The sequence below is a fragment of the Streptomyces sp. NPDC051940 genome (genome assembly GCF_040680895.1).
Classification (GTDB): Bacteria; Actinomycetota; Actinomycetes; order Streptomycetales; family Streptomycetaceae; genus Streptomyces.
This window is the reverse complement of sequence record NZ_JBFAXR010000008.1, coordinates 16,837-42,704: the sequence shown is the minus strand read 5'-3', so window position 1 is coordinate 42,704 and position 25,868 is coordinate 16,837. Positions and strand designations below refer to the sequence as shown.

22 protein-coding genes are annotated in these 25,868 nt (G+C 71.1%); 15 read left to right on the top strand and 7 right to left on the bottom strand.

The genetic code is table 11. From position 1 onward, the window contains the following. Window positions 1-4 precede the first annotated feature (4 nt). The gene (locus AB0M28_RS05740) at window positions 5-679 is read left to right on the top strand and encodes a response regulator transcription factor (RefSeq protein ID WP_365398283.1); all 675 of its coding nucleotides are present in this window, start codon (window positions 5-7) and stop codon (window positions 677-679) included. Window positions 680-1,142: 463 nt separating this feature from the next. After that, complete coding sequence (secD, locus tag AB0M28_RS05735; RefSeq protein ID WP_365398280.1) at window positions 1,143-3,404, top strand: protein translocase subunit SecD; 2,262 nt, start codon at window positions 1,143-1,145, stop codon at window positions 3,402-3,404. Here the strand turns inward: secD and AB0M28_RS05730 are convergent. After that, window positions 3,341-4,366 carry a DUF5937 family protein gene (locus AB0M28_RS05730; RefSeq protein ID WP_365398277.1) on the bottom strand — a complete coding sequence of 342 codons (1,026 nt, stop codon included), beginning with the start codon at window positions 4,364-4,366 and terminating at the stop codon, window positions 3,341-3,343. The two genes, secD and AB0M28_RS05730, sit on opposite strands and share 64 nt — an antisense overlap. Before the next feature lie 94 nt (window positions 4,367-4,460). Here AB0M28_RS05730 and AB0M28_RS05725 point away from each other — a divergent pair, with 94 nt between their 5' ends. After that, entirely contained in the window at window positions 4,461-5,039 is a 579-nt protein-coding gene (locus tag AB0M28_RS05725) for a dihydrofolate reductase family protein (RefSeq protein WP_365398274.1), read from the top strand. A gap of 14 nt (window positions 5,040-5,053) precedes the next feature. Next, window positions 5,054-6,139, top strand: a complete 1,086-nt coding sequence (locus tag AB0M28_RS05720) for a questin oxidase family protein (RefSeq protein WP_365398271.1) — start codon at window positions 5,054-5,056, stop codon at window positions 6,137-6,139. 18 nt (window positions 6,140-6,157) lie between these two features. Here the strand turns inward: AB0M28_RS05720 and AB0M28_RS05715 are convergent, their stop codons facing one another. Next, the gene (locus AB0M28_RS05715) at window positions 6,158-6,730 is read right to left on the bottom strand and encodes a GNAT family protein (protein WP_365398268.1); all 573 of its coding nucleotides are present in this window, start codon (window positions 6,728-6,730) and stop codon (window positions 6,158-6,160) included. A gap of 452 nt (window positions 6,731-7,182) precedes the next feature. Here AB0M28_RS05715 and AB0M28_RS05710 point away from each other — a divergent pair, with 452 nt between their 5' ends. Then, window positions 7,183-8,544 (top strand): deoxyribodipyrimidine photo-lyase, encoded by a 1,362-nt coding sequence (locus tag AB0M28_RS05710; protein WP_365398265.1) that lies wholly within the window; start codon window positions 7,183-7,185, stop codon window positions 8,542-8,544. Between the two features lie 76 nt (window positions 8,545-8,620). Beyond that, entirely contained in the window at window positions 8,621-9,826 is a 1,206-nt protein-coding gene (locus tag AB0M28_RS05705; protein WP_365398262.1) for a DUF4241 domain-containing protein, read from the top strand. A 126-nt stretch (window positions 9,827-9,952) separates the two neighbouring features. On the opposite strand, the gene AB0M28_RS05700 is transcribed toward AB0M28_RS05705, so the two are convergent. After that, window positions 9,953-11,104, bottom strand: a complete 1,152-nt coding sequence (locus tag AB0M28_RS05700; protein WP_365398505.1) for an MFS transporter — start codon at window positions 11,102-11,104, stop codon at window positions 9,953-9,955. A gap of 162 nt (window positions 11,105-11,266) precedes the next feature. After that, window positions 11,267-13,627: a hypothetical protein gene (locus AB0M28_RS05695; RefSeq protein ID WP_365398259.1), complete on the bottom strand. Its 2,361-nt coding sequence runs from the start codon at window positions 13,625-13,627 to the stop codon at window positions 11,267-11,269. 178 nt (window positions 13,628-13,805) lie between these two features. On the opposite strand from AB0M28_RS05695, the gene AB0M28_RS05690 reads away from it, so the two are divergent. The 6 genes from AB0M28_RS05690 to AB0M28_RS05665 all read left to right on the top strand — a co-directional run bounded on the left by AB0M28_RS05690 (window position 13,806) and on the right by AB0M28_RS05665 (window position 20,755). After that, window positions 13,806-14,891: a LacI family DNA-binding transcriptional regulator gene (locus AB0M28_RS05690; protein WP_365398256.1), complete on the top strand. Its 1,086-nt coding sequence runs from the start codon at window positions 13,806-13,808 to the stop codon at window positions 14,889-14,891. Next, window positions 14,888-16,486, top strand: coding sequence for an FAD-dependent oxidoreductase (locus AB0M28_RS05685; protein ID WP_365398253.1), 1,599 nt, complete (start codon window positions 14,888-14,890; stop codon window positions 16,484-16,486). The genes AB0M28_RS05690 and AB0M28_RS05685 overlap by 4 nt, the downstream gene beginning before the upstream one ends. Window positions 16,487-16,617: 131 nt before the next feature. Beyond that, window positions 16,618-17,889, top strand: a complete 1,272-nt coding sequence (locus tag AB0M28_RS05680; protein ID WP_365398249.1) for a sugar ABC transporter substrate-binding protein — start codon at window positions 16,618-16,620, stop codon at window positions 17,887-17,889. 2 nt (window positions 17,890-17,891) lie between these two features. After that, complete coding sequence (locus tag AB0M28_RS05675) at window positions 17,892-18,845, top strand: sugar ABC transporter permease (protein WP_365398502.1); 954 nt, start codon at window positions 17,892-17,894, stop codon at window positions 18,843-18,845. Next, the gene (locus AB0M28_RS05670) at window positions 18,835-19,698 is read left to right on the top strand and encodes a carbohydrate ABC transporter permease (RefSeq protein ID WP_365398246.1); all 864 of its coding nucleotides are present in this window, start codon (window positions 18,835-18,837) and stop codon (window positions 19,696-19,698) included. The genes AB0M28_RS05675 and AB0M28_RS05670 overlap by 11 nt, the downstream gene beginning before the upstream one ends. A gap of 61 nt (window positions 19,699-19,759) precedes the next feature. Next, window positions 19,760-20,755, top strand: coding sequence for a LacI family DNA-binding transcriptional regulator (locus tag AB0M28_RS05665; RefSeq protein ID WP_365398243.1), 996 nt, complete (start codon window positions 19,760-19,762; stop codon window positions 20,753-20,755). A 10-nt stretch (window positions 20,756-20,765) separates the two neighbouring features. On the opposite strand, the gene AB0M28_RS05660 is transcribed toward AB0M28_RS05665, so the two are convergent. Beyond that, complete coding sequence (locus tag AB0M28_RS05660) at window positions 20,766-21,452, bottom strand: TetR/AcrR family transcriptional regulator C-terminal domain-containing protein (RefSeq protein ID WP_365398240.1); 687 nt, start codon at window positions 21,450-21,452, stop codon at window positions 20,766-20,768. Window positions 21,453-21,505: 53 nt separating this feature from the next. On the opposite strand from AB0M28_RS05660, the gene AB0M28_RS05655 reads away from it, so the two are divergent. Continuing rightward, complete coding sequence (locus AB0M28_RS05655; protein WP_365398237.1) at window positions 21,506-22,627, top strand: NAD(P)/FAD-dependent oxidoreductase; 1,122 nt, start codon at window positions 21,506-21,508, stop codon at window positions 22,625-22,627. A 54-nt stretch (window positions 22,628-22,681) separates the two neighbouring features. Here the strand turns inward: AB0M28_RS05655 and AB0M28_RS05650 are convergent, their stop codons facing one another. After that, entirely contained in the window at window positions 22,682-23,272 is a 591-nt protein-coding gene (locus AB0M28_RS05650) for a TetR family transcriptional regulator (RefSeq protein WP_365398234.1), read from the bottom strand. A gap of 96 nt (window positions 23,273-23,368) precedes the next feature. On the opposite strand from AB0M28_RS05650, the gene AB0M28_RS05645 reads away from it, so the two are divergent. Next, window positions 23,369-24,310, top strand: a complete 942-nt coding sequence (locus tag AB0M28_RS05645) for an aldo/keto reductase (RefSeq protein ID WP_365398231.1) — start codon at window positions 23,369-23,371, stop codon at window positions 24,308-24,310. Window positions 24,311-24,499: 189 nt separating this feature from the next. After that, entirely contained in the window at window positions 24,500-25,078 is a 579-nt protein-coding gene (locus tag AB0M28_RS05640) for a dihydrofolate reductase family protein (RefSeq protein WP_365398228.1), read from the top strand. Here the strand turns inward: AB0M28_RS05640 and AB0M28_RS05635 are convergent. Next, window positions 25,060-25,812, bottom strand: coding sequence for a helix-turn-helix domain-containing protein (locus tag AB0M28_RS05635; protein WP_365398225.1), 753 nt, complete (start codon window positions 25,810-25,812; stop codon window positions 25,060-25,062). The two genes, AB0M28_RS05640 and AB0M28_RS05635, sit on opposite strands and share 19 nt — an antisense overlap. Window positions 25,813-25,868: the final 56 nt, after the last annotated feature.

Below are 25,868 nucleotides of genomic sequence, written 5' to 3'. Positions count from 1 at the left end.
CGCCATGACAGACACGACTCCGACGGGGACGGGCACCACCCGCATCCTTCTCGCCGACGACCACGCGCTGGTCCGCCGCGGCGTCCGGCTCATCCTCGACCAGGAACCCGACCTCGAAGTCGTCGCCGAGGCCGGCAACGGCGCCGAGGCCGTCGAACTGGCCCGAGCCCATCAGGTCGACCTCGCCGTCCTGGACATCAGCATGCCGCGGCTGACCGGCCTGCAGGCCGCCCGCGAACTGGCCGCACTGAACCGGGCCCCGCGGATCCTGATGCTCACCATGCACGACAACGAGCAGTACTTCTTCCAGGCGCTGAAGGCCGGAGCCTGCGGCTACGTACTGAAGTCCGTCGCCGACCGCGATCTGGTCGCCGCCTGCCGGGCCGCCGTACGCAACGAGCCCTTCCTGTACGCGGGCGCCGTCACCGCCCTGATCCGCAACTACCTCGACCGGGTACGCCAGGGAGAGGAGGCCCCCGAGCGGATCCTCACCCCGCGCGAGGAGGAGGTCCTCAAGCTGGTCGCCGAGGGCCACTCGTCGAAGGAGATCGCCGGACTGCTCTTCATCAGCGTCAAGACGGTCCAGCGCCACCGCGCCAACCTGCTGCAGAAGCTCGGCCTGCACGACCGCCTGGACCTGACCCGCTACGCCATCCGCGCCGGTCTGATCGAACCCTGACCGGTGACCCACCTCGCGCGCGCCGCACCCTTCGGCCGCCCGCGCCCACTTCTCGCGGTGCTGGCGGCGGTCCTCCTGGTCGTGCTCGCCGGCGTCGTCCAGCCAGCCACGGCCACGCCCAGCACCATGACATCAGCCGCCGGCGCCCACCCTCACGCGGGCGACGGTGTCGACGTAGACGGCATCGCCCGGGCGACACCGCGGCAGCAGCCCCACGGCGAACGCCCCGCCCCCTGCGACCAAGGCGCCACCGGCCCCGAGTACGCCACTGCCCGGCCCACCCCCGCGGCACATCCGGGGCGAACCCGGTCACGCATCCCCGCCGGGCCCCCCGCCCGCAGTGACCGCGGACGCTCACCCCCTGCCTCCTCCGGCTCCTGAACCCACCTCACCCATCACGCCCAGCTCCGCGGCGGCCCGTCCCGGCCGTCGCGCGCTGTGGTGCGCCTGCCGGAGGCCCCTGTTGAAGACGTCCCTGCGCGTGAGGGCGCTGCTCGCCCTCGCCGTCATCGCCGTATCCCTGTACATCGCCCTGACCGTGCCCGTGCGCCTCGGGCTCGATCTGCGCGGCGGAACCCAGATCGTGCTCCAGACCCGTACCACCTCCGCGGACCGCGACGCCGCCGACCGCACCCTGGAGGTGCTGCGCGGCCGCATCGACGCGCTCGGCGTCGCGGAACCCACCCTCGTACGCTCCGGAGAGAGCCGGATCATCGTCGAACTGCCCGGCGTACAAGACCCGAAACGGGCCGCCGACGTCCTCGGCCGTACCGCACAACTCACCATCCACCCGGTGCTCGGCACGACGGGGGAGTCGGGCGGGCGCGTCCTGCCCGACGAGTCCGGCACGCCCCTGCGCCTGGCGGCCCCGGCCCTGACCGGGGAGCACGTCAAGGAGGCGAACGCGGGCCTCGACCAGCAAAGCGGCGCCGGCTGGCACGTCACCGTCGGCTTCGAGGGCGCCGGGCGCGACAGCTGGGCCCGGCTCACCGGCGAGGCCGCCTGCCGGCCGGTCGGCGATCCGGCGCGGCGGCTCGCCATCGTCCTGGACGACAAGGTCATCTCCTCCCCGCAGGTGGACCCGTCCATCACCTGCGGGACCGGCATCCAGGACGGCGCCACCCGCATCACCGGCTCCTTCGGCGCGGCGGGGGCCCGCGAGCTGTCCCTGCTCATCAACGGCGGTGCCCTGCCCGTACCCGTCGAGACGGTGGAACAGCGGACCGTCGGCCCGACCCTCGGCGCGCAGGCCATCGCCGCGAGCTCCTGGGCGGCGGCCATCGGCACCGCCTTGACCGGGCTGTTCATCGTCTTCGTCTACCGGCTGATGGGAGCGCTGGCCACGCTCGCCCTGGCCTGCTACTGCCTGGTCTCGTACGCCGCCCTGGCCGCGCTGGGCGCCACCTTGACCCTGCCGGGGCTGGCCGGCTTCGTCCTGGCGATCGGCATGGCCGTCGACGCCAACGTGCTGGTCTTCGAACGCGCCCGCGAGGAGTACGCGGCCCGTCTGCGGCCCACGCCCCGCTCCGCCCTGGCAGCCGGGTTCCGCCAGGCCTTCACCGCGATCGCCGACTCCAACATCACCACGCTCATCGCGGCCGCGGTGCTGTTCTTCCTTGCCACCGGGCCGGTACGGGGCTTCGGCGTCACGCTCGCCATCGGCGTGCTCGCCTCCGTGTTCAGCGCACTGGTGGTGACCCGGGTGCTCGCCGAGTACGCCGCGAACCGCTCGCTGGTGCGCCGCCGCCCCCGGCTCACCGGCATCGCGTCGACCGGCGTCGTACGCGACCGCCTCACCCGCCGCAACCCCCGGCTGATGCGCCATCCGCGGCGCTGGCTGGCCGCCTCGGCCGCTGTGCTCGCCCTGGCCGCCACGGGCATCGCGGTGCGCGGCGTCGACCTCGGTGTGGAGTTCACCGGCGGCCGTCTCATGCAGTACGCCACCACCGCCCCCGTCGACACCGACCAGGTCCGCACCGCGCTCGCCGACGCCGGGTTCCCGCGCGCCGTCGTGCAGTCCTCCGGCGACACGGGCCTGACGGTGCGCACCGACCCGCTGACCAACGCCGAGGCGGCCGAGGTCACCGACACCGTACAAACCGTCACCCAGCAGCCGGAGAAGCTCCGCGACGAGCTGATCGGGCCCAGCCTCGGCCAGGAGATGCGCCGCGGTGCCCTGATCGCGCTCGGGATCGCGCTCACCGCCCAACTCCTCTATCTGGCGGCCCGCTTCCGCTGGACGTACGGCGTGGCCGCGGTGCTGGCCCTGGCCCACGACCTGGTGATCCTCGTGGGGGTCTTCGCCTGGCTGGGCAAGCCCGTCGACGGCGTGTTCCTGGCGGCCGTGCTCACGGTGATCGGCTATTCGGTCAACGACTCCGTGGTCCTCTTCGACCGCGTCAGGGAGCTCGTCCGCAAGACCCCGGGGAAGCCGTTCGCAGACCTCACCGACCAGGCGATCCTGCAGACCCTGCCGCGCACGGTGAACACCGGTATGGGAGCGGCGTTCATCCTGACCGCCCTCGCCGTGCTCGGCGGATCCTCCCTCACGGACTTCGCCGTCGCTCTGCTCGTCGGGCTCGCGGTCGGCACGTACTCCTCGGTCCTTACCGCCGCCCCGATCGCGGTCCGGCTCCACCATCACGCCGGGCGCCGGAAGGTTCAGCGGGCGGACGGTCCGCCGGATTCGGCGAGCAGTCGTTCCCCGAGTTCGGTGCGCGCATAGAGCACGTGCCGCCCCTTGCGCCGCGAGGTGAGCAGTCCCGCGGCGCGCAGGGCCTGCAGATGCACGCTGAGCGTCGGTGCGGAGAACGCCATCTGGGTGGCGGCCTGGCTGGTCGACATCGGCAGGTCGAGCAGCGCGAGCAGGGCGGCCCGGGTCTGCCCGAGGACACCGGCGAGCGCCGGGCCGGTGTCCTCGGGGTGCTCCTCCCAGAGCCGGCCGAGGCCGCGCGGGGAGTAGGACACGCTGGGGGACTCCGGATGCGCCGTCCGCACCACGACGTCCGGCCAGGCGAAGGCGCACGGGACGAGGAGCAGACCGCGCCCGCCGCAGTCGGCGTGACCCTCGTAGTACTTGACGATCCGCAGGGTCTGACCGGCGAACGTCACCGACGGGTGCAGGTTGCGCATCATCGCCTCGACGCCCCCGTCGGCCAGGGCGTCGAGCCGGTGGGCGATGTCGTCGTGGAGCAGCGCGTCGATCCGCGCCCACTCCGGGGCGATCGCGGCCCGGTGGTACGCGGCGAGCGCCTCGGTGACCGGGCCGATGCCCGCGTCCGGCCGGTCCACCAGCGCCTGCAGCACGGCGCGGCGCGCGTCGCGGCCCGGCCCCTGCTGGGCGACCGGATGGGCCGCCAGATGCGCCAACTCCCGTGCCACGACCTCCGGATCGGCCGCGGCGACCTGCCCGAGCGCGTCCGCGAAGGTCGAGGACCGGCGGCCCGGCGGCGGCACGAGGAAGTCGGGGATATAGCCCTGCGGACGCACCAGCGCCGCGAGTAACTCCCGGTCGTACGGGCGCAGCCGGCCCGCCCGCCCGGCGAACCTGTCGATCCAGGGCCGGTGCAGGTGCCGCCCCTGCCGGCCGGCGGCCAGCGTACGCAGGCTGGTGACGGTCTCCATCAACGGCGAGGCCGCGAAGCGCACGCGCGTCAGGTCCGCCGCCGTGACATGCAGGTGGATCACAGGACCCTCCGATTAGTCCCCAGCCTAATCGTGGCCGGGCGAGCGCCGCCATCGAAGACTGGGGGCACCCGAACAACCCTGGAGAGGACACCACATGCGCACGCTGATCCACACCGCCTTCGTCTCGCTCGACGGCGTCGTCGACTCGCCGGGCGGAGGCCCCCGCGAGCCCCACCGCAGTGCCGGCTGGACGTTCCAGGACATCGAACTCATCGAGGAGGTCTACGAGATCAAGGGCCGCGAGCAGCAGGAGGCGACGGCCATGATGCTCGGCCGGGTCAGCTACCAGGACCTCAGCCCCGTCTGGCCGGGCATGGCCGAGTTCGCCGGCTACAAGGCGATGCCCAAGTACGTCGTCTCCTCCTCCCTCACGCAGGACGCCCTCGCCGAGGACTGGGGCGAGACCACGATCCTGCGCACGCTCGACGACGTCGCGGCGCTGAAGGAGACCGACGGCGGCCCGATCGTCATCCACGGCAGCGCCACCCTCGCCCGGAACCTGTCCGACGCCGGTCTGATCGACCGCTACCACCTGCTGGTCTTCCCGGTGCTGCTCGGAGCGGGCAAGCGCATGTTCAGCGACACCGACAAGGCCAAGCAGAATCTGCGGGCGGTCGAGTCCGCGACGTACGCCAACGGCGTCACCAAGCTCGTCCTCGACGTCGTCCGCTGAAAGGCGCCCGAGACATGACCACCGGCGATGCGATGGCAGAGGTCCTGCCCGAGGCGTACGAACGACTCCACGCGTACGGGCCCGAGTTCGGCGGCGACGAGGAGGGCAACCACGGGCTGACCAACCACGGCCCGATGGCCGTGGAGGTCATGATCCGGCGGGGACTTGACATCGACGTCGAACGCTGGCTCGACCGCTACGTCCGCCGCCTGGCGGAGCTGCCCGGCACGGGCGCGGCCATCCGGCCCGGCGAGTGGCGCGGGGCGCTGGGCCGCGCGCGACGGCTGCCGGACTGGACGGCGTACTTCCAGTACGAGCTGACCGGGCGCCCCTGGCACGACGTACTCGCCGAGTGGTGGCCGCGGCTGCTCCCGGGCATCGTGGCCGGCTCGACCCACGGCGTGATCCGGGTCGGCCATGCGGTGCGCGCACTGCGCGCCGCCTCCGGCCGGCCGCCGGATCATACCCTCGACGAGCTGGCTCACGGGCTGGCGTTCTGGGCGGCGCGCTATCGCGAAATCGCCGGGGTGGCCGCGCCGGACGGCAGCCTCGCCCCGCGGCAGGCGCTGCCGGCCATCACCCGCCTCGCGGACCAGAGCGGGTTCATCGCCCACCGGCTCGACCGGCTGGAGCGCACCCCCGGCTGGACCGCGAGCCTGCGCGCCCTGGAACCGGCCACCACGGCCGAGGAGGTGCCGGAGAGGCTGGCAGCTCTCGTCGACAGCGCCGCCAAGGCATACCTCCTGCTCGGGCACGGCTCGCCGGTCCTGCTGGTGCACGCGGCCACGGCGCCCAACGCCGTACGCCATGTCCTGCCCGTCCTCCCGACGGAGCAGTGGCTGCCCAGCCTGACGGCGGCCTGGACAGCCGCGGGGGCCCTGGTCGCGACGTACGCCCCGGCCCGCCCGGCCCCGTGCGCGGAGCTCGTCCGCCGCCATCCCGGGCTGACCCGCGAGGACGCGCTGCAGCGGGCGGCCGGGCACGGCGATGAGCACGTACTGAAGTTCACCGACACGGCCGTCGAGTCCTACGACCGCACCGGCGACCCCGAACTCCTCGCCGCGACCCTATACGCCGGCGAACTGATCGACCGGCCGTGAAGGGAGTGTGACGCCCTGTCAGCGGGCGGGGGCCGCCAGGGCCGAGGGCTGCCACTCCCGCCTGATCAACCCGAACACCCACGAGTCGGACACCTCGCCGTTCACGACGCAGTCCTCCCGCAGCGTCCCTTCCCGCAGGAATCCGACCTTCTCCAGCACCCGGGCGGATGCGAGGTTGCGTGTGTCGGTCTCGGCCTGGACCCGGTTCAGGTCGAGGGTGTCGAATGCCCACCGCAGCACGGCGTGCGCGGCTTCCGTCGCGTAGCCGTGGCCCCACATCGCATCGTCGAGGACGTAACCCAACGACGCGCTGCGGTAGTCCGGGTTCCATGCCACCAGACCGCACCAGCCGACGAAGGCGCCGTCAGAAGCACGCTCGATCACCACCCGCGCCCCGCTGCCTTCGTCCTCCATCTTCCGGCACCGCGCGATGAACAGATCGGCGCGACCCCGGTCGGTCCACGGTGGGGAGTCCCAGTAGCGCATCACATGGGAGCTGCTGTGCAGCGCGAAGAGGCGGTCGGCATCGGTGTCGGCGAAGGGGCGCAGGCGCAGCCGAGCGGTGTCCAGTACGGGGGTGGGCAGAGTCATGCGCACCATCTTGCGTCCTCATGGCGCGGCAGCACACCGAATATCCGCTCGGGAGTCCGGTCCTCACGACCAGGGCACGGGTAGCCAACCGTTCGCAGAACGGATCAACGCTGGCCCGGTCCGCCCCCGTTGCGCCGCGAGGATCCGCCCACGAAGGCGGAGACGATCCACGCCCCCAGCGCGACGAGGAAGAGGATGACGATGATCGTCGGAAGCGCTGACATCAGGATTCATTCCCTTGCGGTTCGCCGGTACGTTTCGTGACCTGCTCGCGGGGCCGACGGGATCCTACGGGAACCGCGTGGCGCGTGTCACCAGGTGAAGCGGTCGCCCGACGGTGTGGAATCGCTGTGTCCCTCGGTACCAGTAGTGCCCATGTGGTCGTTCACCTCGGTGTACGGGGCGGCGGTGCCGCCCGTACATCGACCGGAACCGCCGAATGGGAAGCGCGCATGACTGTCTCCATCGCCCTGTTCACCGCCGACCTGCGCGTCTTCGACAACCCGATGCTCTGCGCGGCTGTCCGTGGCACGGACGAGGTGGTGCCGCTGTTCGTCCGCGACCCCGAGGTGGACGCCGCCGGATTCGCCGCGCCCAACCGGATGGCGTTCCTCGCCGACTGCCTCGCCGCCTTGGACGCCGCGCTACGGGAACGGGGCGGGCGGTTGATCGTGCGCAGCGGTGACGTGGTGCGGGAGGTGCTCGACGTGGCCGCCGCGACCGACGCCTCCGTGGTGCACATGAGCAGCGGTGTCACCGGCTTCGCCCGACGCCGCGCGCGGCGGCTGCGCGACGCGCTGGGCGCCGAGCAGCGCACCCTCATCGAGCACGACGAGGTGATCACAGTGATCGCCCCGGGCGCGATCACCCCACAGGGAAGCGACCACTTCGCCGTGTTCACCCCCTACTACCGCCGCTGGTGCGACAGCCCCCTGCGCGCGGTGCTCCGCCCGCCCCGGTCGGTGCGGGTGCCGACCGTCGTCCGTTCCGAGGCGCTCCCGGACCGCACCCTAGTGACGGGCGTCTCCCCAGGTCTGGCCAGGGGCGGCGAGGAACAGGCGCGCCGACGACTGTCCGGCTGGCTCCAGCGCGGCATCACCGCGTACGAGGACACGCACGACGATCTGGCCGGCGACGCCACCTCCCGCCTGTCGCCCTATCTCCACTTCGGAGCACTCTCGCCGGTGGAGGCAGTGCACCGAGCAAGCCAGGACGGCAGCGCCGGCGCGCAGGCGTTCGTACGCCAGCTGGCGTGGCGGGACTTCCACCACCAGGTGCTCGCCGCCCGACCACAGGCCGCGCACGACGACTACCAGCCGCGCGGGGATCGCTGGCAGGCCACCCCCGAGGAGGTCCAGGCATGGCGCGAGGGCCGCACCGGCTATCCGATCGTGGACGCGGCGATGCGCCAGCTCGCCCACGAGGGTTGGATGCACAACCGGGGACGCCTGCTGGCGGCGAGCTTCCTCACCAAGACGCTGTACGCCGACTGGCGGCTCGGGGCGGCGCACTTCCTGGACCTGCTGGTGGACGGCGACATCGCGAACAACCAGCTCAACTGGCAGTGGGTGGCAGGCACCGGCACCGACACCCGCCCCAACCGGGTACTCAACCCCCTCACCCAGGCCCAACGCCACGACCCCGACGGCGAGTACGTACGCCGCTGGGTCCCGGAACTCGCCGACATCCCAGGCGCCGCAATTCACCAGCCCTGGCGCCTCCCGGGCCTGGAGCGCGCACGCTACGACTACCCCGACCCCCTGGTGGACCTGGGGGAGGGGCGTCTGCGCTTCCTGAACGGGCGCGGGAAGTAGCTGGGCGGTCGCGCAGCCGCAGGGGCCTGGATGGGCAGGGCGATGCGGCTGGTGCCACGGTGGGAGATGTGCGGCTGTGATCTTCGAGAGTCTTGATGTGTCGTACGGCGAGATGTGGGGTTCTTATCAGGGATTGACCCATCCGGACCCGATGTCGCGCGCGGTCGCGGCACGCAGACATGCCGCAGGGACGGATTACGCGGCTCTGCTGTCCGCGCGGGAGCGACCGCTGGCAGTGCTCGAGTACTGGCCGCGCCGGATGTGGCGCGTGTATCTGTTCGACGACAGATCGTGGCGCATGCAGATGATCGACCTCACGCCGCACGGCACGGGGATGTTGTTGGCCCACCGGAACACCCGATGGCAGTTTTCCGACGCGCAGGAGTACGCATCCGGGAAGTGGGAGGTCCAGGAGACCACGACCGTCTCGGCCGACGGGCAGGTCGAGGTGAGGTCCGAGTTCGCCGGGCCGAGGGGAGCGGCGACGGAGCCACTGCATGCTCGATCATCCGGTCCGTCGGGTGTCCCCGTACGGCGGTTCGCGGCGCCCGTCGAAGGCTTCCTCTGCCCCGTCCCGGAGTTCGGCGACTGGCAGGTGTTCGCGCCGTTCCTCGCCCAGCAGGGCCACGAGCCCGCCACGACCGTAGTCCTGGCCGACGTGTCGGTGGACGAGGGTTCGGGACCGCTGCGCGCCACCGGAATCGAGCAGCTGTTCAGTCCGGGTGCGTGCGACACCACGGATGGGCCGGCCGTCGTCGAGCCCGTTGACGCCGGCCTGCTGCGGATCACGTCGGGGCGGCTCGCGATCGCGGACCCCGGCTGGATCGGAGAGACCTCGCGGACCGTCGCTGTGCCACGGGGCGAGTTCCCGGTCACGCTGTCGCTTCTGCGCACGACACGCGGGGCCGGTGTGGCCGCGGCCCGGGTGACGTTCCTGGACAGCCCGCCCCGTGAGTGGGAAATGGCCCTCCGGCCCGACGAGGACCTGGGGCTGCTCGGAGAGGGCCAGTTCTACGGGGTTGGCGTGGATACCGGCACAGCGGCTTTCATGGATGCGACTCGGACGGTGTCCGAAGACCGGCTGGACGAGGACCTGTTCATACCCCTCGACAGCCAGTTCACCGTCGAACTGCCCAGCACGGAACGCGAGCCGAACCTCATCGCCTTCCGCGCCGGCCAGGGCGACGGGTCCTACCCCGTCTGGATCGGCCGCACGGATGACGGACAGGTTGGTTGCGTCGTCGTCGACTTCCAGCTCCATGCCGCTGATGGGGGAGAGTGAGAGGCCGCGGACCATCGGCGCCAGGCCGCACTGCCCGAGACGGGGACAGCGGCGAACCTCCAGAGCGCGCCACCGGCGGGGACGCCCGGTTGTATGACCGAATCTGGGGCGGGCGCGCCCGCACGCTCAGGCCCGGTCACGCGCCTTGGCGGGTGTGCGGTGGCGGGCCAGGGCGAGCAGTGTGCCGGTTGCCAGGAGGAGGGCCAGGGCGGCGTAGCCGTAGGTGAGGGTGGCGGTCGTGGCGATGGCACCGACCACCAGCGGGCCGCCGGCATCGCCCAGTTCGCGACCGAGTTCGGCTGATCCCATGGTCTGGCCGAGCCGTTCCGGGGGTGTCGCGGCTGCGAGCGCGGCGAAGCCGAGCGGGGTGATCAGGCCGGTTCCGGTGCCGATGAGCGCGGCGCCGAGCAGCACGCCCGTCAGTCCGGGCAGCATCGCGGCCAGCAGCCCGGTAGTGGTGAGGGCGAGCCCGGCCGCCAGTCCGGTACGTGTCGTGAAGCGCCCGGCGTCCAGCGCCTTGCCCGTCCAGGGCTGGATCGCCGCCGCACACAGCGCCAGCACGGAGACCGCGGCCCCGGTGGCGACGGTGCCAAGACCCGCCGCGGCGCCGGACACCGGCAGGAAGCCGACCCCGACCGAGAGCGCGGCGGTGGCGGCGGCAAGCGCCGCGGTCGGTGCCAGGAACGCCGGGTCGGCCAGGCGGCGGGCCAGGTCCAGGACCGTCTGCCGGGCGCGTGGAAGCGGGGGGACGTGCGGCACCGCGGTCAGCACCCAGAGCGCGACGGCCGCGCCGAGCACGGCCATCACCGCGAACAGCAGCCGCAGACCGCCCGCCCAGACCAGCACGCCGCCGAGCAGCGGGCCCAGGGTGTAGCCGATCGACTTGTAGAAGCCGTACGAGCCGAACGCCCGCCCGTGCTTGGCCGCCGGGTTGAGTCGCGCCACCAGGGAGGAGGCGGCGGGCGAGAACGCGGAGGCCGCCGCGCCCTGCCCGAGCCGGGCCGCCCACAGCCAGCCGGGACTGTCCGCGGCGACGTACGCGGCCGAGGCGAGCGCGAAGCCGACCAGCCCGCCGATCATCACGGGGCGTGCCCCGATCCGGTCGGCCAGCGTGCCGAACAGCGGCTTCAGGAGCACCTCGGCGCCGTCGTACAGGGCGAGCAGCCCGCCGAGCACCAGCAGCGAGGTGACCGCGTCCTCGGAGAAGCCGCCGAGGTTCGCGGCGATGCCGTGCGCGCCGAAGGCGGTGGTGAACCCCGCCGCGTACAGCGGCCACATGGTGCGCCGTGGTGCCGAACCTCCTGTCTGCGTGGTCATATGTCCTCTCCCAGGGGCTGGTGCCGGGCGGCGAAGACGCGTTCCGCGTAGTCCTCGCAGGTTGCCGCGCTGCTGCCGGTGCGGGCTACCGCCAGGCCCGACGGATTCCGACCGCCCCCGCATTCACCGCCCCTGGCCTCTTCCCGGGCGGACACCCGCCAGGGTGTGGCGGCCGCCGCTTCCCTGCTGGGGCAGCAGCCCGTAGTAGACGCGTGGCGCGCCGTCGAGCGTCAGGGTCACCTTCCCGTTGCTGACCGGCAGCCCCCGGACCTGGCCGACGGCGTCCACCTCCTGCACCGCGGCGCCGGCCTCGACGGTGAGGGGGGTCTTCGTCGGCCAGGGGTCGATCCAGACCTCCGGCGCCGGGAAGTGCCAGTCGTTGCGGGTACCGGTGGTGTTGAGGAGGTAGCCGTCGGCCCGGTGCCACAGCACCACCGCGGGGCCGCCGGGCGTCGCGAACCACAGGCCGTTCGCGAGCGGGTCGGGGAAGGTGAGGCGGCCCTGGTAGACGGCCTGGTCGAAGGTACGGGCCGCCGTCGCGTACGCCAGCAGGGACGGCTTCGGGCTGAGGTCGCGGTTCATCAGGCCGTAGTGGTACTCGACGTTGCCGGGGTCGGCGACCTGCGGCATACCGAGCACGCTGTCGTGGAACTGGTACCAGCACACGCACCGGATCCCCTCAGCCTTGGCCAGGGCGAAGGTGAGGAGCACGTTCTCCGCCGCGTGCCGGTAGGTGTCGTGCCACCAGCTGTTGGGCTTGGTCGGCGCGTAGGCCTCGGTCAGCCAGATCTCCTTCTCGCCGTGTTCGGCCATCAGGGCCTTCAGCTGCCGCAGGCCGCCGTAGAAGTTCCAGTACGTGCCGTCGCCGTCGGTCGTCCAGTCGTCGCCCGGCGGGATGTAGTCGGGGGTGAAGTTGCCGCGGCCCGGGTGGTAGGCGAAGGCGTCGATCAGATCCCAGCCGCCCGCTGCGATGAAGTTCTCCACCCACGGTCTGTCCATGCCGGCCAGCCCGTTGTTCATCAGCTTGACCGCATCGCCGGTCACGGAACGCTGGTCGAAGACCGGTCGCAGCGCCTTGTCCAGGTACGCCTGCGCGGCGGTGCCGGTGTTGAACGGCCTGTTCAGTTCGTTGCCGACCTCGAAGTAGCCGGCCCCTGCACCGGCCGCCACCGCGAGTTTGTCCGCGGCCCAGGCGGCCGCCTCGGTGTCGGTCGCCTCCAGCGACGGCTGCAGCTCGATGTTGTGCCGTATGTCCCGGGCGTCGAAGGCGGCGGGCGGCAGTCCGGGGCCGCCGTCGTACGCGATACGGACCAGGCTGATGCCGACGCGCTGCCACAGGTCGAGCAACGCGTCGGCGCTGGGTCGCTGCAGCCACGGGTAGTTGGCGATGCCGAACATGCTGTCCGCGCCGGCCTGGTAGTCGTACGGCGGCAGCACGGCGAGGTTCGTCCGGGCGAACGCCTCGTCGTCACCCGATCGCACCACCACCTCGGCCAGCGCGATCCCGGCGGCGGGCGCGGTCAGGGTGAAGGTGTGCTGCCATGTGCCGGCGGCGGCCACGCTGCCGGTCGCGGTCGTCTCGGCCAGCGGCGCGCCGTCGAAGCCGCGCACCCACAGCTCCAGATCGACCGAGCGGGCGGCGCCGCCGTTGGCCACCAGGGCGGTGAGCTGCATCGGCTCACCCGGTGTCTCGTACAGGTTGAAGTCGCGGTCGGTGGTGAGTTCGAGGCCCAGCTCGCGGCCGCGGCCGATGGTGGCGGTGGCTGAGGGGCGGGTCTCGGAGAAGAAGAAGTCTGCGCTGCTGGTCCAGCCGCCGGCCGGGTCGGCGACGCCCGGCGCGTGCACCCAGGTCGCGTTCGTCCAGGCCTGGCGGGAGCGGTCGAGCAGGAACAGGCCGTGCAGGCCGGCGCCCCAGGTCGAGGTGTGCGCCACGCCGAGGGTGTCCTCGTACGGGATGCCGCCGCCCGCGTCGCGGATCCACTCGGTGATCGCGATGTAGTCGTCGGGCGCCGTCGGTGCCTGGATCGCGCGGCTGAACAGGAAGCCGTCCGGCAGCAGCGTGTCCGCTCCGGTCACTCGCCACTCCAGGCGGGCGTGGGAGGTGTCGACGCTGAACCAGCCGGTGACCGCGGTCGGGCCGGCGGCTGCGTCGAACGTGTATTCCATCCGGATCGCGGGCGTCCCGTCCGAGAGCGTGCTCAGGGACGGGGTACCGCCGGTCGACAGGTGGATGCCGGTGACACTGTCCTTGACCTGGAACTTCGACCCGGCCGACCGGGTGACGCCGGCCGCGTCGCGGATCGCGAGCCTGCCGCCCAGGCTGGCCAGCAGGCTGATGCCCCCGGAGGCGAGGGTGACGTCGCCGGCGGCGGCCTGCGCTTCGACCGGGGCCGGGTCGGCGACCAGGACGACCCCGGCGGCGAGGGCGGCGCCGAGGAAGCCGCGGCGGTTGAGGGTGGGCCGGGAGAAGTTCTCGGGGGTCAACGTCCGCTCCTGTCCGGCGCCTGGGTGGCGCCCATCTGATAATGCGCATCTTCAGATCAGCGAACGGAACGTTTCCAGGCTGCTACCCCGGTGTCAACGGGTGGTTGCGCAGATACTTCTCCGTGTCGTACGGTCTGCGCCAGAAGTTGAAGATAGGCATTATCAGATGGAGGAGCGGATGTCGCCGAGACCTCGCCGAGTCACCCAACGCGAGATCGCCGAGTTGGCGGGCGTCAGTCAGACCACGGTGTCGGTGGTGCTCAACGACCGCGACGGCTCGAACGTGCGGGTCCCCGAGGCCACCCGGGCTCGGGTGAAGGCGGCCATCGAGCAGCTCACCTACGTCGCCGACCCCGCGGCCCGCCGGCTTGCCGGACTGGACAACCAGATCATCGGCGTCTTCACCTACGAACCGGCGCTGTCCCCCGAGAGCATGGACTTCTACGGTCCGCTGCTGAACGGGATCGAGCGGGCCGCCGAACGCATCGGCTGGGACCTGCACTTCTTCACCTCCTCGCCGGTCGAGAACGGCACACGCAGCCTCTTCCACCGCAAGACCCGGCTGCGGCTGACCGACGGCTGCGTCCTGCTGGGCCAGCAGATGGTCGCGTCCGAGCTGGAACGGCTGGTCGCCGAGCAGTTCCCGTTCGTCGCGATCGGACGCCGGGACGAGACCGCGGCCGCCGTGCCGTACGTGGCCATCGACTACGTCACCCCGACCACCGGGCTGATCGACCAGGCTGCTGGCGGCGGGCACCGGCAGGCGCTGTACGTCCACCGCGGCCGCGACACGCCGACCGCGCGTGACCGGCGCGGCGCCGTCGAGGCCGCCTCGGCCGCGGGCACGCTGGCCTTCATGCTGGTCGGCGAGGAGATGATCGCCGAACTGCCCCGGCTGGCGCGGGCGACCGAGGCCACCTTGATCATCGCGGAGGACGCGTTCCTCGCCGAGGACGTGGTGCACGAACTGCTCGGCGCTGGAGTGGCCGTACCGGACGAGATCTCCGTAGCGGCACTCGGCGAGGTGCGCGGCCATCACGTGGCGGGCCGGGCACTAGCCGGCTTCCACGTCCCCAGGCAGCAACTGGCGGCCGAGGCGCTCGATCTGCTCCAGCTCCTGATCGACACGGACCCGCAGGAGTGGGCCACTCTGGAGATCCGGCGACTGCTGGTCGCCGAGGTCGAGCCGGGGGACACCATCGTCACGCGGACGGGCGAGCGGACGGACCAGGAAACGGACAAGCGAACGGACCAGCCGTCATGACCGACCGAATAGCCACCGAGGTGGCGGTCATCGGCGGTGGACTCGGCTCCGTAGCCGCGGCGCTGGCGCTGCTAGAGCGCGGCCGCCGCGTCGTGATGACGGAGGAGTACGCCTGGCTCGGCGGCCAGCTCACCTCCCAGGCCGTCCCGCCCGACGAGCACATATGGGTGGAGCAGTTCGGCGTCACCGCCCGCTATCGGGCGCTGCGGGAGGACATCCGCCGCTACTACCGCACGCACTACCCGCTGACCGCCGCCGCCCGCGCCGACCGGGAACTCAACCCCGGCCGCGGCCGGGTGAGCAGGCTCTGCCACGAACCGAGGGTGGCCGAGGCGGTGATCACCGCCCTGCTCGCGCCGTACCGCTCCAGCGGGCGGCTCACCGTCCTGCAGCCGGCGGTGCCCGTCGCGGCGGAGGTGAGCGACGGGGTGGTCCGCACGGTCACCGTCGCGGACCCGCGGACTGGGGCGGAGACCGTGATCTCGGCCGAGTACGTCCTGGACGGCACCGAGACCGGAGACCTGCTGCCCCTGACCGGAACCGACTACGTGGTGGGAGCCGAATCGCGAACCGACACCGGCGAGCCGAGCGCCCCCGAGGCCGCCGATCCGTCCAACGTGCAGTCGATCGCGTGGTGCTTCGTCTTCGACCACGTCGCCGGCGACCACACCATCGCCCGCCCCGCCGACTACGACTACTGGCGCTCCTTCGAACTGCCCTTCTGGGGCGCGCCGATGCTGTCCTTCACCGCGCCGAACCCGCGCACCCTCGCGCCCGAGGAACGGACGATGAGCGTCAACCCCGCCGGCGAGGCCACCGGGGACCCGCGCTTCGACGCCGGCGACCGGGACCTGTGGCAGTTCCGGCGGATCGCCGCCCGGCAGAACTTCACCGACGGCTTCTACGACAGTGACATCGTGCTGGCCAACTGGCCGCAGCTCGACTATGTCAACGGCTCGATCATCGACACCGAGGACCGCCAGACACATCTCAACGCCGCCAAGGCGCAGTCCCGCGCCTACGTGTACTGGCTGCAGACCGAGGCGCCCCGCCCGGACGGCGGCCGCGGCTGGCCCGGACTGCGGCTGCGCGGCGATCTGGTCGGCACCGCCGACGGGTTCGCGCAGGCCCCGTACATCCGCGAATCACGACGTATCAAGGCACTCACCACGGTGCGCGAGCAGGACATCTCCATCAAAGCCCGCGGCTACGCGGGACCGGCCGAGTTCGACGGCTCGGTCGGCGTGGGGATGTACCGCATCGACCTGCACCCCTCCACCGGCGGCGACAACTACATCGACGTCGAATGCGCGCCGTTCGAGATCCCGCTCGGCGCACTCGTCCCGGTGGCCACGAAGAACCTCGTTCCCGCCGCCAAGAACATCGGCACCACCCACATCACCAACGGCGCCTACCGACTGCACCCGGTCGAGTGGAACATCGGCGAATCGGCCGGCGAACTCGTCGCGTACTGCCTCGAGGGCGGCCTGAGCCCGCAGCAGGTCGCGGCCGACGAGCGGCTCGTCGACCGGCTCCAGGACCGGCTGACCACCGCCGGCATCGAACTCCACTGGCCGCACATCGCCGGCTACTAGAACTCTCAAGAAGGACCCTAAGCCTGACATTTCGGGCCACCCAGCCCCTGGCCGCCCTGCCACGGGGTCAGCCGGCCACGCCCACATCCACGCAAGGCGCCGCGCGCGCCGAGACCACGAAGGACCACACCATGAACAGAGCACGCAAGCTGCTCGGCGCCCTCACGCTGACAACGGCGCTCACGCTGACCGCCGCCTGCGGCGCGTCCGGCAGCGGGAGCGGGGATGCGCAAGCCACCGACGTAAAGCTGCGGATGGCCGTCTGGACCTCGAACGAGGACCAGCTGAAGCTCCTCGACTCGATAGCTGACGGTTACCGCGCCCAGCACCCCGAGGTCTCCTCGATCACCTTCGAGAGCCTGCCCTTCGAGGAGTACAACACCACCCTCACCACCCAGATCGCCGGCGGCAACGCCCCCGACCTGGCCTGGATGGGCGACCTGTCGAGGGACCTGATCGCCTCCGACGCGCTCGTCGGGCTGACCGACAAGCTGAAGGCCACCGACGGCTGGCAGTACGACGACCTTGTGGACAGCGCGACCAAGGAGTTCAGCCGGGACGGCACGCTGTACGCCTACCCGTTCTCGACCTCGCCGTACGCGCTGTACGTGAACACCGACCTGCTGGCCAAGGCCGACCAGAAGCTCGACCCGAAGAACCTGACCTGGGAGAAGCTCGCGACCGCCGGCGCGGCGGTGCATTCGGCCACTAAGAAGGCCGGCTTCGTCATCCGGGACTTCGACTACAAGGCGTGGAACACGCTCGCCACGGTGTGGACCGGCTTCGGCGCGAGCGCGTGGAGCGCCGACGGCAAGACCTGCACCTTCACCAGCCCCGAGATGCAGCAGGCGTTCACCTTCCTGCACGACGCCGCGTTCAAGCAGAACGCCATGCCCCGCCCCGGTACGACGGCCGACTTCTTCGCCGGTGACGCCGCCTTCACCATCGCCCAGGTCTCCCGCGCCTCGCTGCTCGATGGCAGCTTCAAGTTCGCACTGCACCCCCTGCCGGCCGGTCCGGCCGGTCAGAAGTCCGTCATCGGCCAGGCGGGCGTCGGCGTCCTCGCCGCCGGCAAGCACCAGCCCCAGGCGCTGGACTTCCTCGCCTATCTGACGAACCCCGCGAACACGCAGAAGCTGGCGCAGTTCTTCCCGCCGCCGCGGCAGTCGATGCTCACCGGCGACAAGCTCGCCGCCAACAACACGGTGCTGACCGCCGCGCAGCTGCAGGAGTCCGTGGTCGACCAGCTGCCGGACGCCGTCACCCTGCCCAACCACACCAACCCCGCCGAGATCGCCCAGAAGGGCAAGACCGCACTCGACGCGATGTGGAAGGCCGACGCCGACGTCCCCGCCGTCCTACGATCGGTGTGCTCCGCGCTCGAGCCGGTCCTGGCCAAGTGACCATGGCCACCCTGACGAGGACCCCGAGCACGTCCCGGGCGTCGAGGCCCGCCCGGGACGTGACCGCACCACCGTTCTGGACGACCCGGCGCCGGGACGTACTCACCGGCTACCTGTTCATCGCACCGCAGCTCGCCGGGGTCGTCCTCTTCGTGCTGATCCCGGTCGGGCTGGCCGTCTGGTACAGCCTGAACGACTGGAACGTCTTCAGCGGCAAGCAGACCTTCGTCGGAGCCGACAACTACGCGGCCCTGGCCTCCGACCCGCAACTGCCCAAGGTGCTGCTGGCCACCGCCGTCTTCTGCGGCGGGGTCGTGGTCCTGAACATCACCCTCGGCCTGCTGCTCGCCGTCCTGCTCAACCGCAGGTTCCGGGGAGCGACGTTCTTCCGCACCCTGTTCTTCTCGCCGGTCGTCGTCTCCGTCGTGGCCTGGACGCTGGTCTGGGGCTTCCTGCTGCAGGACAACGGCGGCATCAACGCAGTGCTCGACGTGGTCGGCATCACGGGACCGAACTGGCTGCAGGACGGCCACACCGCCATGGCGTCGGTGATCGTCACCCAGGTGATCCGCAGCGTCGGCGTCAACATGGTGCTCTTCCTCGCCGCACTGCAGGGCGTGCCGTCCGAGCTGTACGAGGCCGCCCGGCTCGACGGCGCGGGAAGCAGGGCGATCTTCACCCGGATCACCCTGCCGCTCATCTCACCCACGCTGCTGCTGACCGCGATCATCACCATCGTCGGCGCCCTGCAGTCGTTCGCGCAGATCGCCGTGCTGACCGGCGGCGGCCCGGAGTTGAGCACCACGGTGCTCGTGTTCTACGTCTTCCAGCAGGCCTTCGAGTTCAACGACATCGGGTACGGCTCGACGCTCGCGCTGATGCTGCTGTCGTTCGTCATGGTGCTGACCCTGCTGCAGTGGCAGCTGCGCCGGAAGTGGGTGTTCCATGAGCAGTAAGCCGCAGCCGTTGGGCAGTAAGCCGCAGCCGTTCCTTCGGCGCGCACTGCTGGTGACCGTGCTCGGCGTGCTGGCGATCCCCTTCGCCGTGCCGACGGTCTGGATGGTGGCTGCCTCGGTGAAACCGCTGGCGGAGATCTTCAAGGCGCCGCCCTCGCTGTGGACCGCCAACCCCACGCTCTCCGCGTACACCGAAGCGTTCAGCTTCCAGCCGTTCGCCCGGCAGTACCTGAACAGCGTCTACATCGCCGTCCTGGTCACCCTGATCACGCTGCTGGTCTCGAGCCTCGCCGGATACGCCTTCGCCCGGATCCGCTTCCCCGGCGCGAACGCCCTGTTCCTGGTGGTGCTGGTCGGACTCCTGGTACCCAGCGAGGTGACCATCGTGCCGCTGTTCCAGATGTTCAAACAGGCCGGACTGGTCAACACGCACTGGCCGCTGATCCTGGTCACCGCCCTGGCCGCCCCGTGCGTCCTGGCCACCTTCATCATGCGGCAGTTCTTCATCGCGCTCCCGGTCGAACTGGAGGAGGCGGGCCGGCTGGACGGCCTCGGCCGCCCCGCGATCTGGTGGCGGATCTGCCTGCCGCTGGCCAGGCCGGCGCTGTCCGCGGTCGCGATCCTGACCTTCCTCACCTCGTGGAACCTCTACCTGGAACCCACCGTGTACCTCACCTCGCCGGATCTGTTCACGCTGCCGCAGGCGCTCACCCGGTTCACCGACGCCTACGGGGGCGAGATGTGGAACACCCAACTGGCGGCCGCCACGATGACCGTCCTGCCGGTCCTGATCGTCTTCGTGGTCGCACAGCGCCAGTTCGTCGAGGGCCTGGCCCACTCGGGGCTCAAATGAGGCGCGCAACGGGTGTCAGCGCCTACGTCGGCGTTCCCCCTACGGTGACGGGACCGCGGGTATGACGCGGCTGGCCGAGGTCGCCACGTACGCCAAGGTCAGCGAGGCGACGGTGAGCCGCGTGCTCAACGGCCGTCCGGGGATCTCCGATACGACACGCGACGCCGTACTCTCCGCGCTCGACGTACTCGGTTACGAACGGCCGGTGAAGATGCGCGGAGAGCGGGCGAGGCTGGTCGGGCTGGTACTGCCCGACCTGCTCAACCCGATCTTCCCGGCGTTCGCGGAGGTGGTCGGCGGCGCCCTGGCCAAGCAGGGCTTCACGCCAGTGCTGTGCACGCGGACCGCCGGCGGCCTCTCCGAGTCGGACTACGTCGACATGCTGCTCGGCCAGCACGTCTCCGGCGTGATCTTCGCCGGCGGCAGCCACACGCTGGCCGGCGCGGACCACACCCACTACCACCAACTCCTGCAGCGCAGGCTGCCGAGCGTCCTGATCAACGCCTCCATCGACGGGCTCGGCTTCCAGCGCGTGTCCGCCGACGACACCGTGGCGGTCGAGCACGCGTACACCCACCTGGCGAGCCTCGGCCACACGCGCATCGGCCTCATCGCCGGCCCTCCCGACCACCTGCCGTCGCAACGCAAACTGAGCGCCTTCCCGGGCAGTCGGGACCTGGCCGAGCACACCATCTTCTCGATGGAGGGCGGGCGCGCCGCCGCGGGCAGGCTCATCGATCGCGGCGCGACCGGCCTGATCTGCGCCAGCGACGTACTCGCCCTCGGCGCGATCCGGGGCGTACGCCGTTACGGGCTGAGCGTGCCGGACGACATCAGCGTGGTCGGGTACGACGACTCACCGGTGATGACCTGCACCGATCCACCACTCACCACCGTCCGCCAGCCGATCGAGGCCATGGGACACGCCGCGGTCGCCCTGCTGACGGCGGAACTGGAGGGAAACCCCGTGCACGGCGATGAGCTGCTGTTCGAGCCGGAGCTGGTGGTCCGGGGGAGTACGGCGACGCCGTGTGAGAGACGGGGACGTCAGCGGTGACGTAAGACGATCAAGGCGGGGTGAGCTTGGCGGCGACGGCGTCGAGGACCCACTCCAGGCCGGTCGCGAAGGACGTCGCGGCGTCCACGTCCGTACCGTCGTACACGGCCTTGGTCAGCGCCGGGAATCGGCCCGTGGCCAGCACTCTCGTCAGGTACGGGCCGGAGGTGCGCTGCCAGTCGTGCTTGGACAGGCCCGTGGCGCGCTCGGCCCGCAGGTTCGCGATCTCGCGCCTGATCGCGCCGGTGAAGTAGGCGCTGACGGTCTCCACAGCGCGCATCACGGTGTCGATGTCGGCGAGGCCGTCGAGGGCGGAGAGCGTGGCCTCGGCCATGGCGAGGCCGTTCGGGCCCAGGGCCGGTCGGCCACCGAGCAGGTCGGCCAGCCATTCGTGCCGGAGCGCGGTCTGCCTGGTGCGGTGGGCGAGGACGCGCAACGCCTCCCGCCAGTCACCGGGCTGCTCCTCGGCGAGGATCTCGGCCTGGACCTCGTCCACCATGAGGTCGAACAGCTCCTCCTTGGTGGAGATGAACCCGTACAGCCGCATCGGCCCGGCGTCGAGTCGGGCGGCGACCTTGCGCAACGACACCGCTTCCAGCCCGCCCTCGTCGGCCAGCGCGACAGCGGCGGCGACGATCCGCTCCCGGTCGAGCGGCACGGGGCGAGGCGGCGGCTCCGGCCGGTCCCACACAGTCATGTGTCACACCATTTCGTTGCGATGCGTCGTGCTGATCAATACAGTGTATCGGCATGAGACAGCGTATCGCCGTGATCGGAGGCGGCCCTGGCGGCCTCACCTTCGCCCGTGTCCTGCACCGCCACGGCTACCCGGCCACCGTCCTCGAACGCGAACCCGCCCCCGACGCCCGTCCCCCTGGCGGCACGCTGGACCTGCAGGAAGGCCTGGGCCAGCGCGCCCTGGACAAGGCGGGGCTGCTGACGGAGTTCCGGGCGCTGTCCCGCCCTGAGGGGCAGGCCATGCGCATCCTGGACCCGGACGGGACCGTGCTGCGCGACTGGCAACCCCGCCCCGACGACGAGGCCAATCCCGAGATCGACCGCGGGCAACTCCGCGACCTGCTGCTCGGCGAACTCGACGTCCAATGGGGGCGGGCCGTCACGCACGTCGTGCCAGGGACCCCGGACGGCGCGCTGGTCCACTTCGCGGACGGGCGACAGGAGGCGTTCGACCTCGTGGTCGGCGCGGACGGCGCCTGGTCCCGCACCCGCCCGGCAGTCTCACCGGCGACGCCGCACTACACGGGCGTCACCGCGATCGAGACCTCCCTCGACGACGTCGACACCCGCCACCCCGACCTCTCCCGGCTGATCGGCGACGGTTCCCTGGCCGTGTACGGCGTGAACCGGGCACTGGTCGCCCAGCGCAACAGCGGCGGCCACGTCAAGGTGTACGCCCAGTTCCGCGCACCGCTGGACTGGCACGCGAACCTCGACCTGACCGACGCCGAGGCCGTGCGGGCAAGCCTGCTGGCCCTGTTCGACGGCTGGGCCGCTCCCGTCCTCGACCTCGTCCGCCACGGCACCGCCTTCGTACACCGCCCCCTGTACGTCCTGCCCGTGAACCATGCCTGGACCCATGTCCCCGGGGTGACGCTGCTTGGCGACGCCGCCCACCTGATGCCGCCGTTGGGGGCGGGCGCGAACCTGGCGATGCTGGAGGGCGCGGAACTCGCCGAGTCCATCGCGATCGGCGCCGGAGATGATCTGGACGAGACCGTTCGCGCCTTCGAGGAACAGATGTGGGCACGGGCCGGCAGATGGTCGCAGATCACGACGGCCGGCTTGGAACGCCTCGTGAGCCCGGACCCCGCTGAAGCTATCGCGGTCTTCGACCGGGTCCAGCCATCCTGACCGGCGAGCGCGAGAGCACCAGCACCAGGTCTTCTGTCCGGCGGATCTTGACCGCTAGGCGGTAGAGGCAGGGAACAGGCGCTGGACCGCCGTCACGATGGCTTCGCGACGGGCGGTTAGGAACGAGGTGCGTCGTTTCTCGTCGGTGGGCAGCAGGTCGGTCTGGCCGGCCCAGGACATGGCGAGCTGGTTGACGAACATGAGGATGTCGACGGGGTCCCATGCCGGGTCGAGGTGGCCGGCCTTCTGCGCTTCGCGGAGCTGCTCGGTTTTGTGGAGCACGGTGGCCTGGATGGGGTCATCCGGGTCGGGTGGGGCGTCGGCGAGTTCGAGGCGGCCCCAGTTCATCAGGCGGAGCCTGTCGGGGTGGGTGGTGAAGTAGTCGTGGACGCGTCCGGCGTAGCCGGGCAGGTCGGTGACGTCGAGGCGGGTGGCCTCGGCGACCAGGGCCATCTCGCGGGCGACGACGGTGGCGTAGAGCTCTTCCTTGCCGCGGAAGTGGGCGTAGAGCCGTTCCTTGCTGGTCTTCGCCGTCTTGGCGATGCGTTCGATGCGGGCGCCGGCGATGCCGTGCCGGGCGAACTCGGCGGTGGCCGCGACGACGATGCGGTCGCGGGTGGAGTCCGTCCCGGCTGAAGTGCTCACAGCGCCAATCTACCGGACCGAACCGTTCGGTTTGCCGTAAGCAGGACCCCGGCGTACGATCAAACCAAACGGTTCGGTTTGGTAGAGGAGTGCCTCATGGAACAGCGGAATCTGGGAACACAGGGCCTGACCGCCTCTGCGATCGGCTACGGCGCCATGGGCACGGCCGTCGGCTACGGCCCGTCCGACGACACCCAGTCGATCACCGCGATCCGCCGCGCGCACGACCTCGGCGTCACCCACTTCGACACCGCGGAGATGTACGGCTGGGGCGAGGGCGAGAAGCTCCTCGGCCACGCCCTCGCGCCGATCCGCGACGAAGTGACGATCGCGACCAAGTTCGGCTTCACCCCCACCTTCGGCCCCGACTCGCGGCCCGACCACATCCGCGAGGTGGTCGACAACAGCCTGCGCAACTTGAATACCGATGTGATCGACGTCCTTTACCAGCACGTGCCCGATCCGAACGTGCCGATCGAGGACGTCGTCGGCGTGATGAAGGAGTTCGTCGACGCCGGCAAGGTGAGGTACCTCGGCCTGTCCAACGCAGGCGAGGACGTCATCCGCCGCGCCCACGCGGTGCACCCGATCTCGGTCCTGCAGAACGAGTACTCACTCTTCGCGCCCCACGACACCGCCCCGCTCTTCCCGGTCCTGGAGGAACTCGGCATCGGTCTGGTCGCCTACTCCCCGCTCGCCCGCGGCTTCCTCAGCGGCGCGGTGAAGTCCCGCGACCACTACACCGCCGACGACTTCCGCCGGCGCCTGGCCTGGTGGAAGCCGGAGAACTTCGACGCCAACCTCGCCATCGCGGGCAAGCTGACCGAGCTGGCCGAGACCAAGGACGCCACCCTCTCCCAGCTCGCCCTCGCCTGGCTGCTGGCGCAGAAGGACTACATCGTCCCCATCCCCGGCTCGCGCAACCCCGGCCGCGTCGCGCAGAACACCGCCGCCGCCGATCTGACCCTCACTGCCGACGACCTCGCCGCCGTCGCCGAGATCGCCCCGGACGGCGGCATCGGCGGACGCCTGAACTGACCCTCGCACCCTGTGCCCGTCCCTTCCGTGGTGAGGGGGTGGGTACTCGGGCCATCTGCCATGCCGCGCCGTCGGCGCAGTGCACCGCGAAGATGTCGGCCCCGCTGTCGTTTCTGTCCAAGACGGCTGCCGCGGCTGCGATCTAGCGTGGACGCTTCAGTCCGTTCCGATCCTTGCGGAGGCAGCACCATGCGTGACCTGGTCTACACCGGATTCATGTCGTTGGACGGAGTCGTGGACTCGCCCGGCGGCGGGCCGGGGGAGGAGCACCGTAGCGGCGGATGGGTGGTCAAGGACCTCGAGTTCGTCCCGGAGGCCTGGTCGCTGAAAGGCGAGGAGCTCGCCGACACGACAGCGCTCATGTTCGGCCGTCGCAGCTACGAGGCGTTCGCCTCGGTGTGGCCCGGCTCGGAGGATCACGCCGACTACAAGGAGCTGCCCAAGTACGTCGTGTCGTCCGCGATGTCCGAGGATGACCTCGTCGACGGGTGGGGGCCGACGACGATCCTGCGTTCGGCCGAGGACGTGGCCGCGCTCAAGGAGGGCGAGGGCGGGGCGATCTTCATCCACGGCAGTGCCGAGCTGGCCCGGCGGCTGTCGGACGCGGGCCTGATCGACCGGTACCACCTGCTCGTCTTCCCTGTCCTGCTCGGCGCCGGAAAGAGCCTGTTCGGCCGGCTCGACCGCGACAAGTACATGCTGACGCTGCGCGACTCGCACACATACTCGAACGGGATCGTCAAGCTGGTCTACGACGTCAAGCGCTGATCCAGGCCCAGGTCCAGGTCCAGGGCACGATCCAGATCCAAGTCCAGGTCCAGTGAGATCGCCCCTCCAACGCCCTCGCGCAGCTGCCCGGCGGTTCGTCCGATGTAGGTGCGCAGCGCCCTCGCCAAGTGGGGCTCGTCGAAGTAGGACAGCTTGGCGACGACATCGTCGGCCCGAGCTCCGGACGCCAGCAGCCCCGCCGCCGTACGGGCACGCTCGATCTGCCGAAAGGCGCCGCGCGTCATGCCCGTCGCGGCGCGGAACCGGCGCTCCAACGTGCGTCCGGAGACGGCCAGTGGGCGGCCGCGCAGCACCTCGGCGACGAGCGGGTCGCGCTGCACGGCTCCGGCCCGGACGAGTCGGTCGACCAGGGCCTCCGCGTCGTCGGGACCGGGCGTGGGCCAGCGCATGCCGTCCAGCCGGAACGTCCGGTGCGTGGTGTCCGGGAGTTCGAGGCCGGCGTCGACCAGCGTCGGCGCCGGTGCGAACCGGAGCGAGGTGCCGACGGCGAACTCGATCCCTGTGAAGGTGGCTCCGGTGGGTACGGGGGCGGTGCTGGTCCGAGTCTCGGGGCCGGTGACGGCCGTGCAGGACCGGCCGTCCTGCTTCCAGAACACCAGACCCCAGCGCACACCGGCGACGGACGTCATCGCTGTGACCTGCTCGCTCGTACAGGTCCACACGGCATCGACCCACGGCGAGTCCGACCGGCGCGTATCGAATCGCAGCCCCACGGACGCAGGATACGCCGCGCGAAGCAGCGGGGTGCCAGTGGATCCGGTGGTCGTCG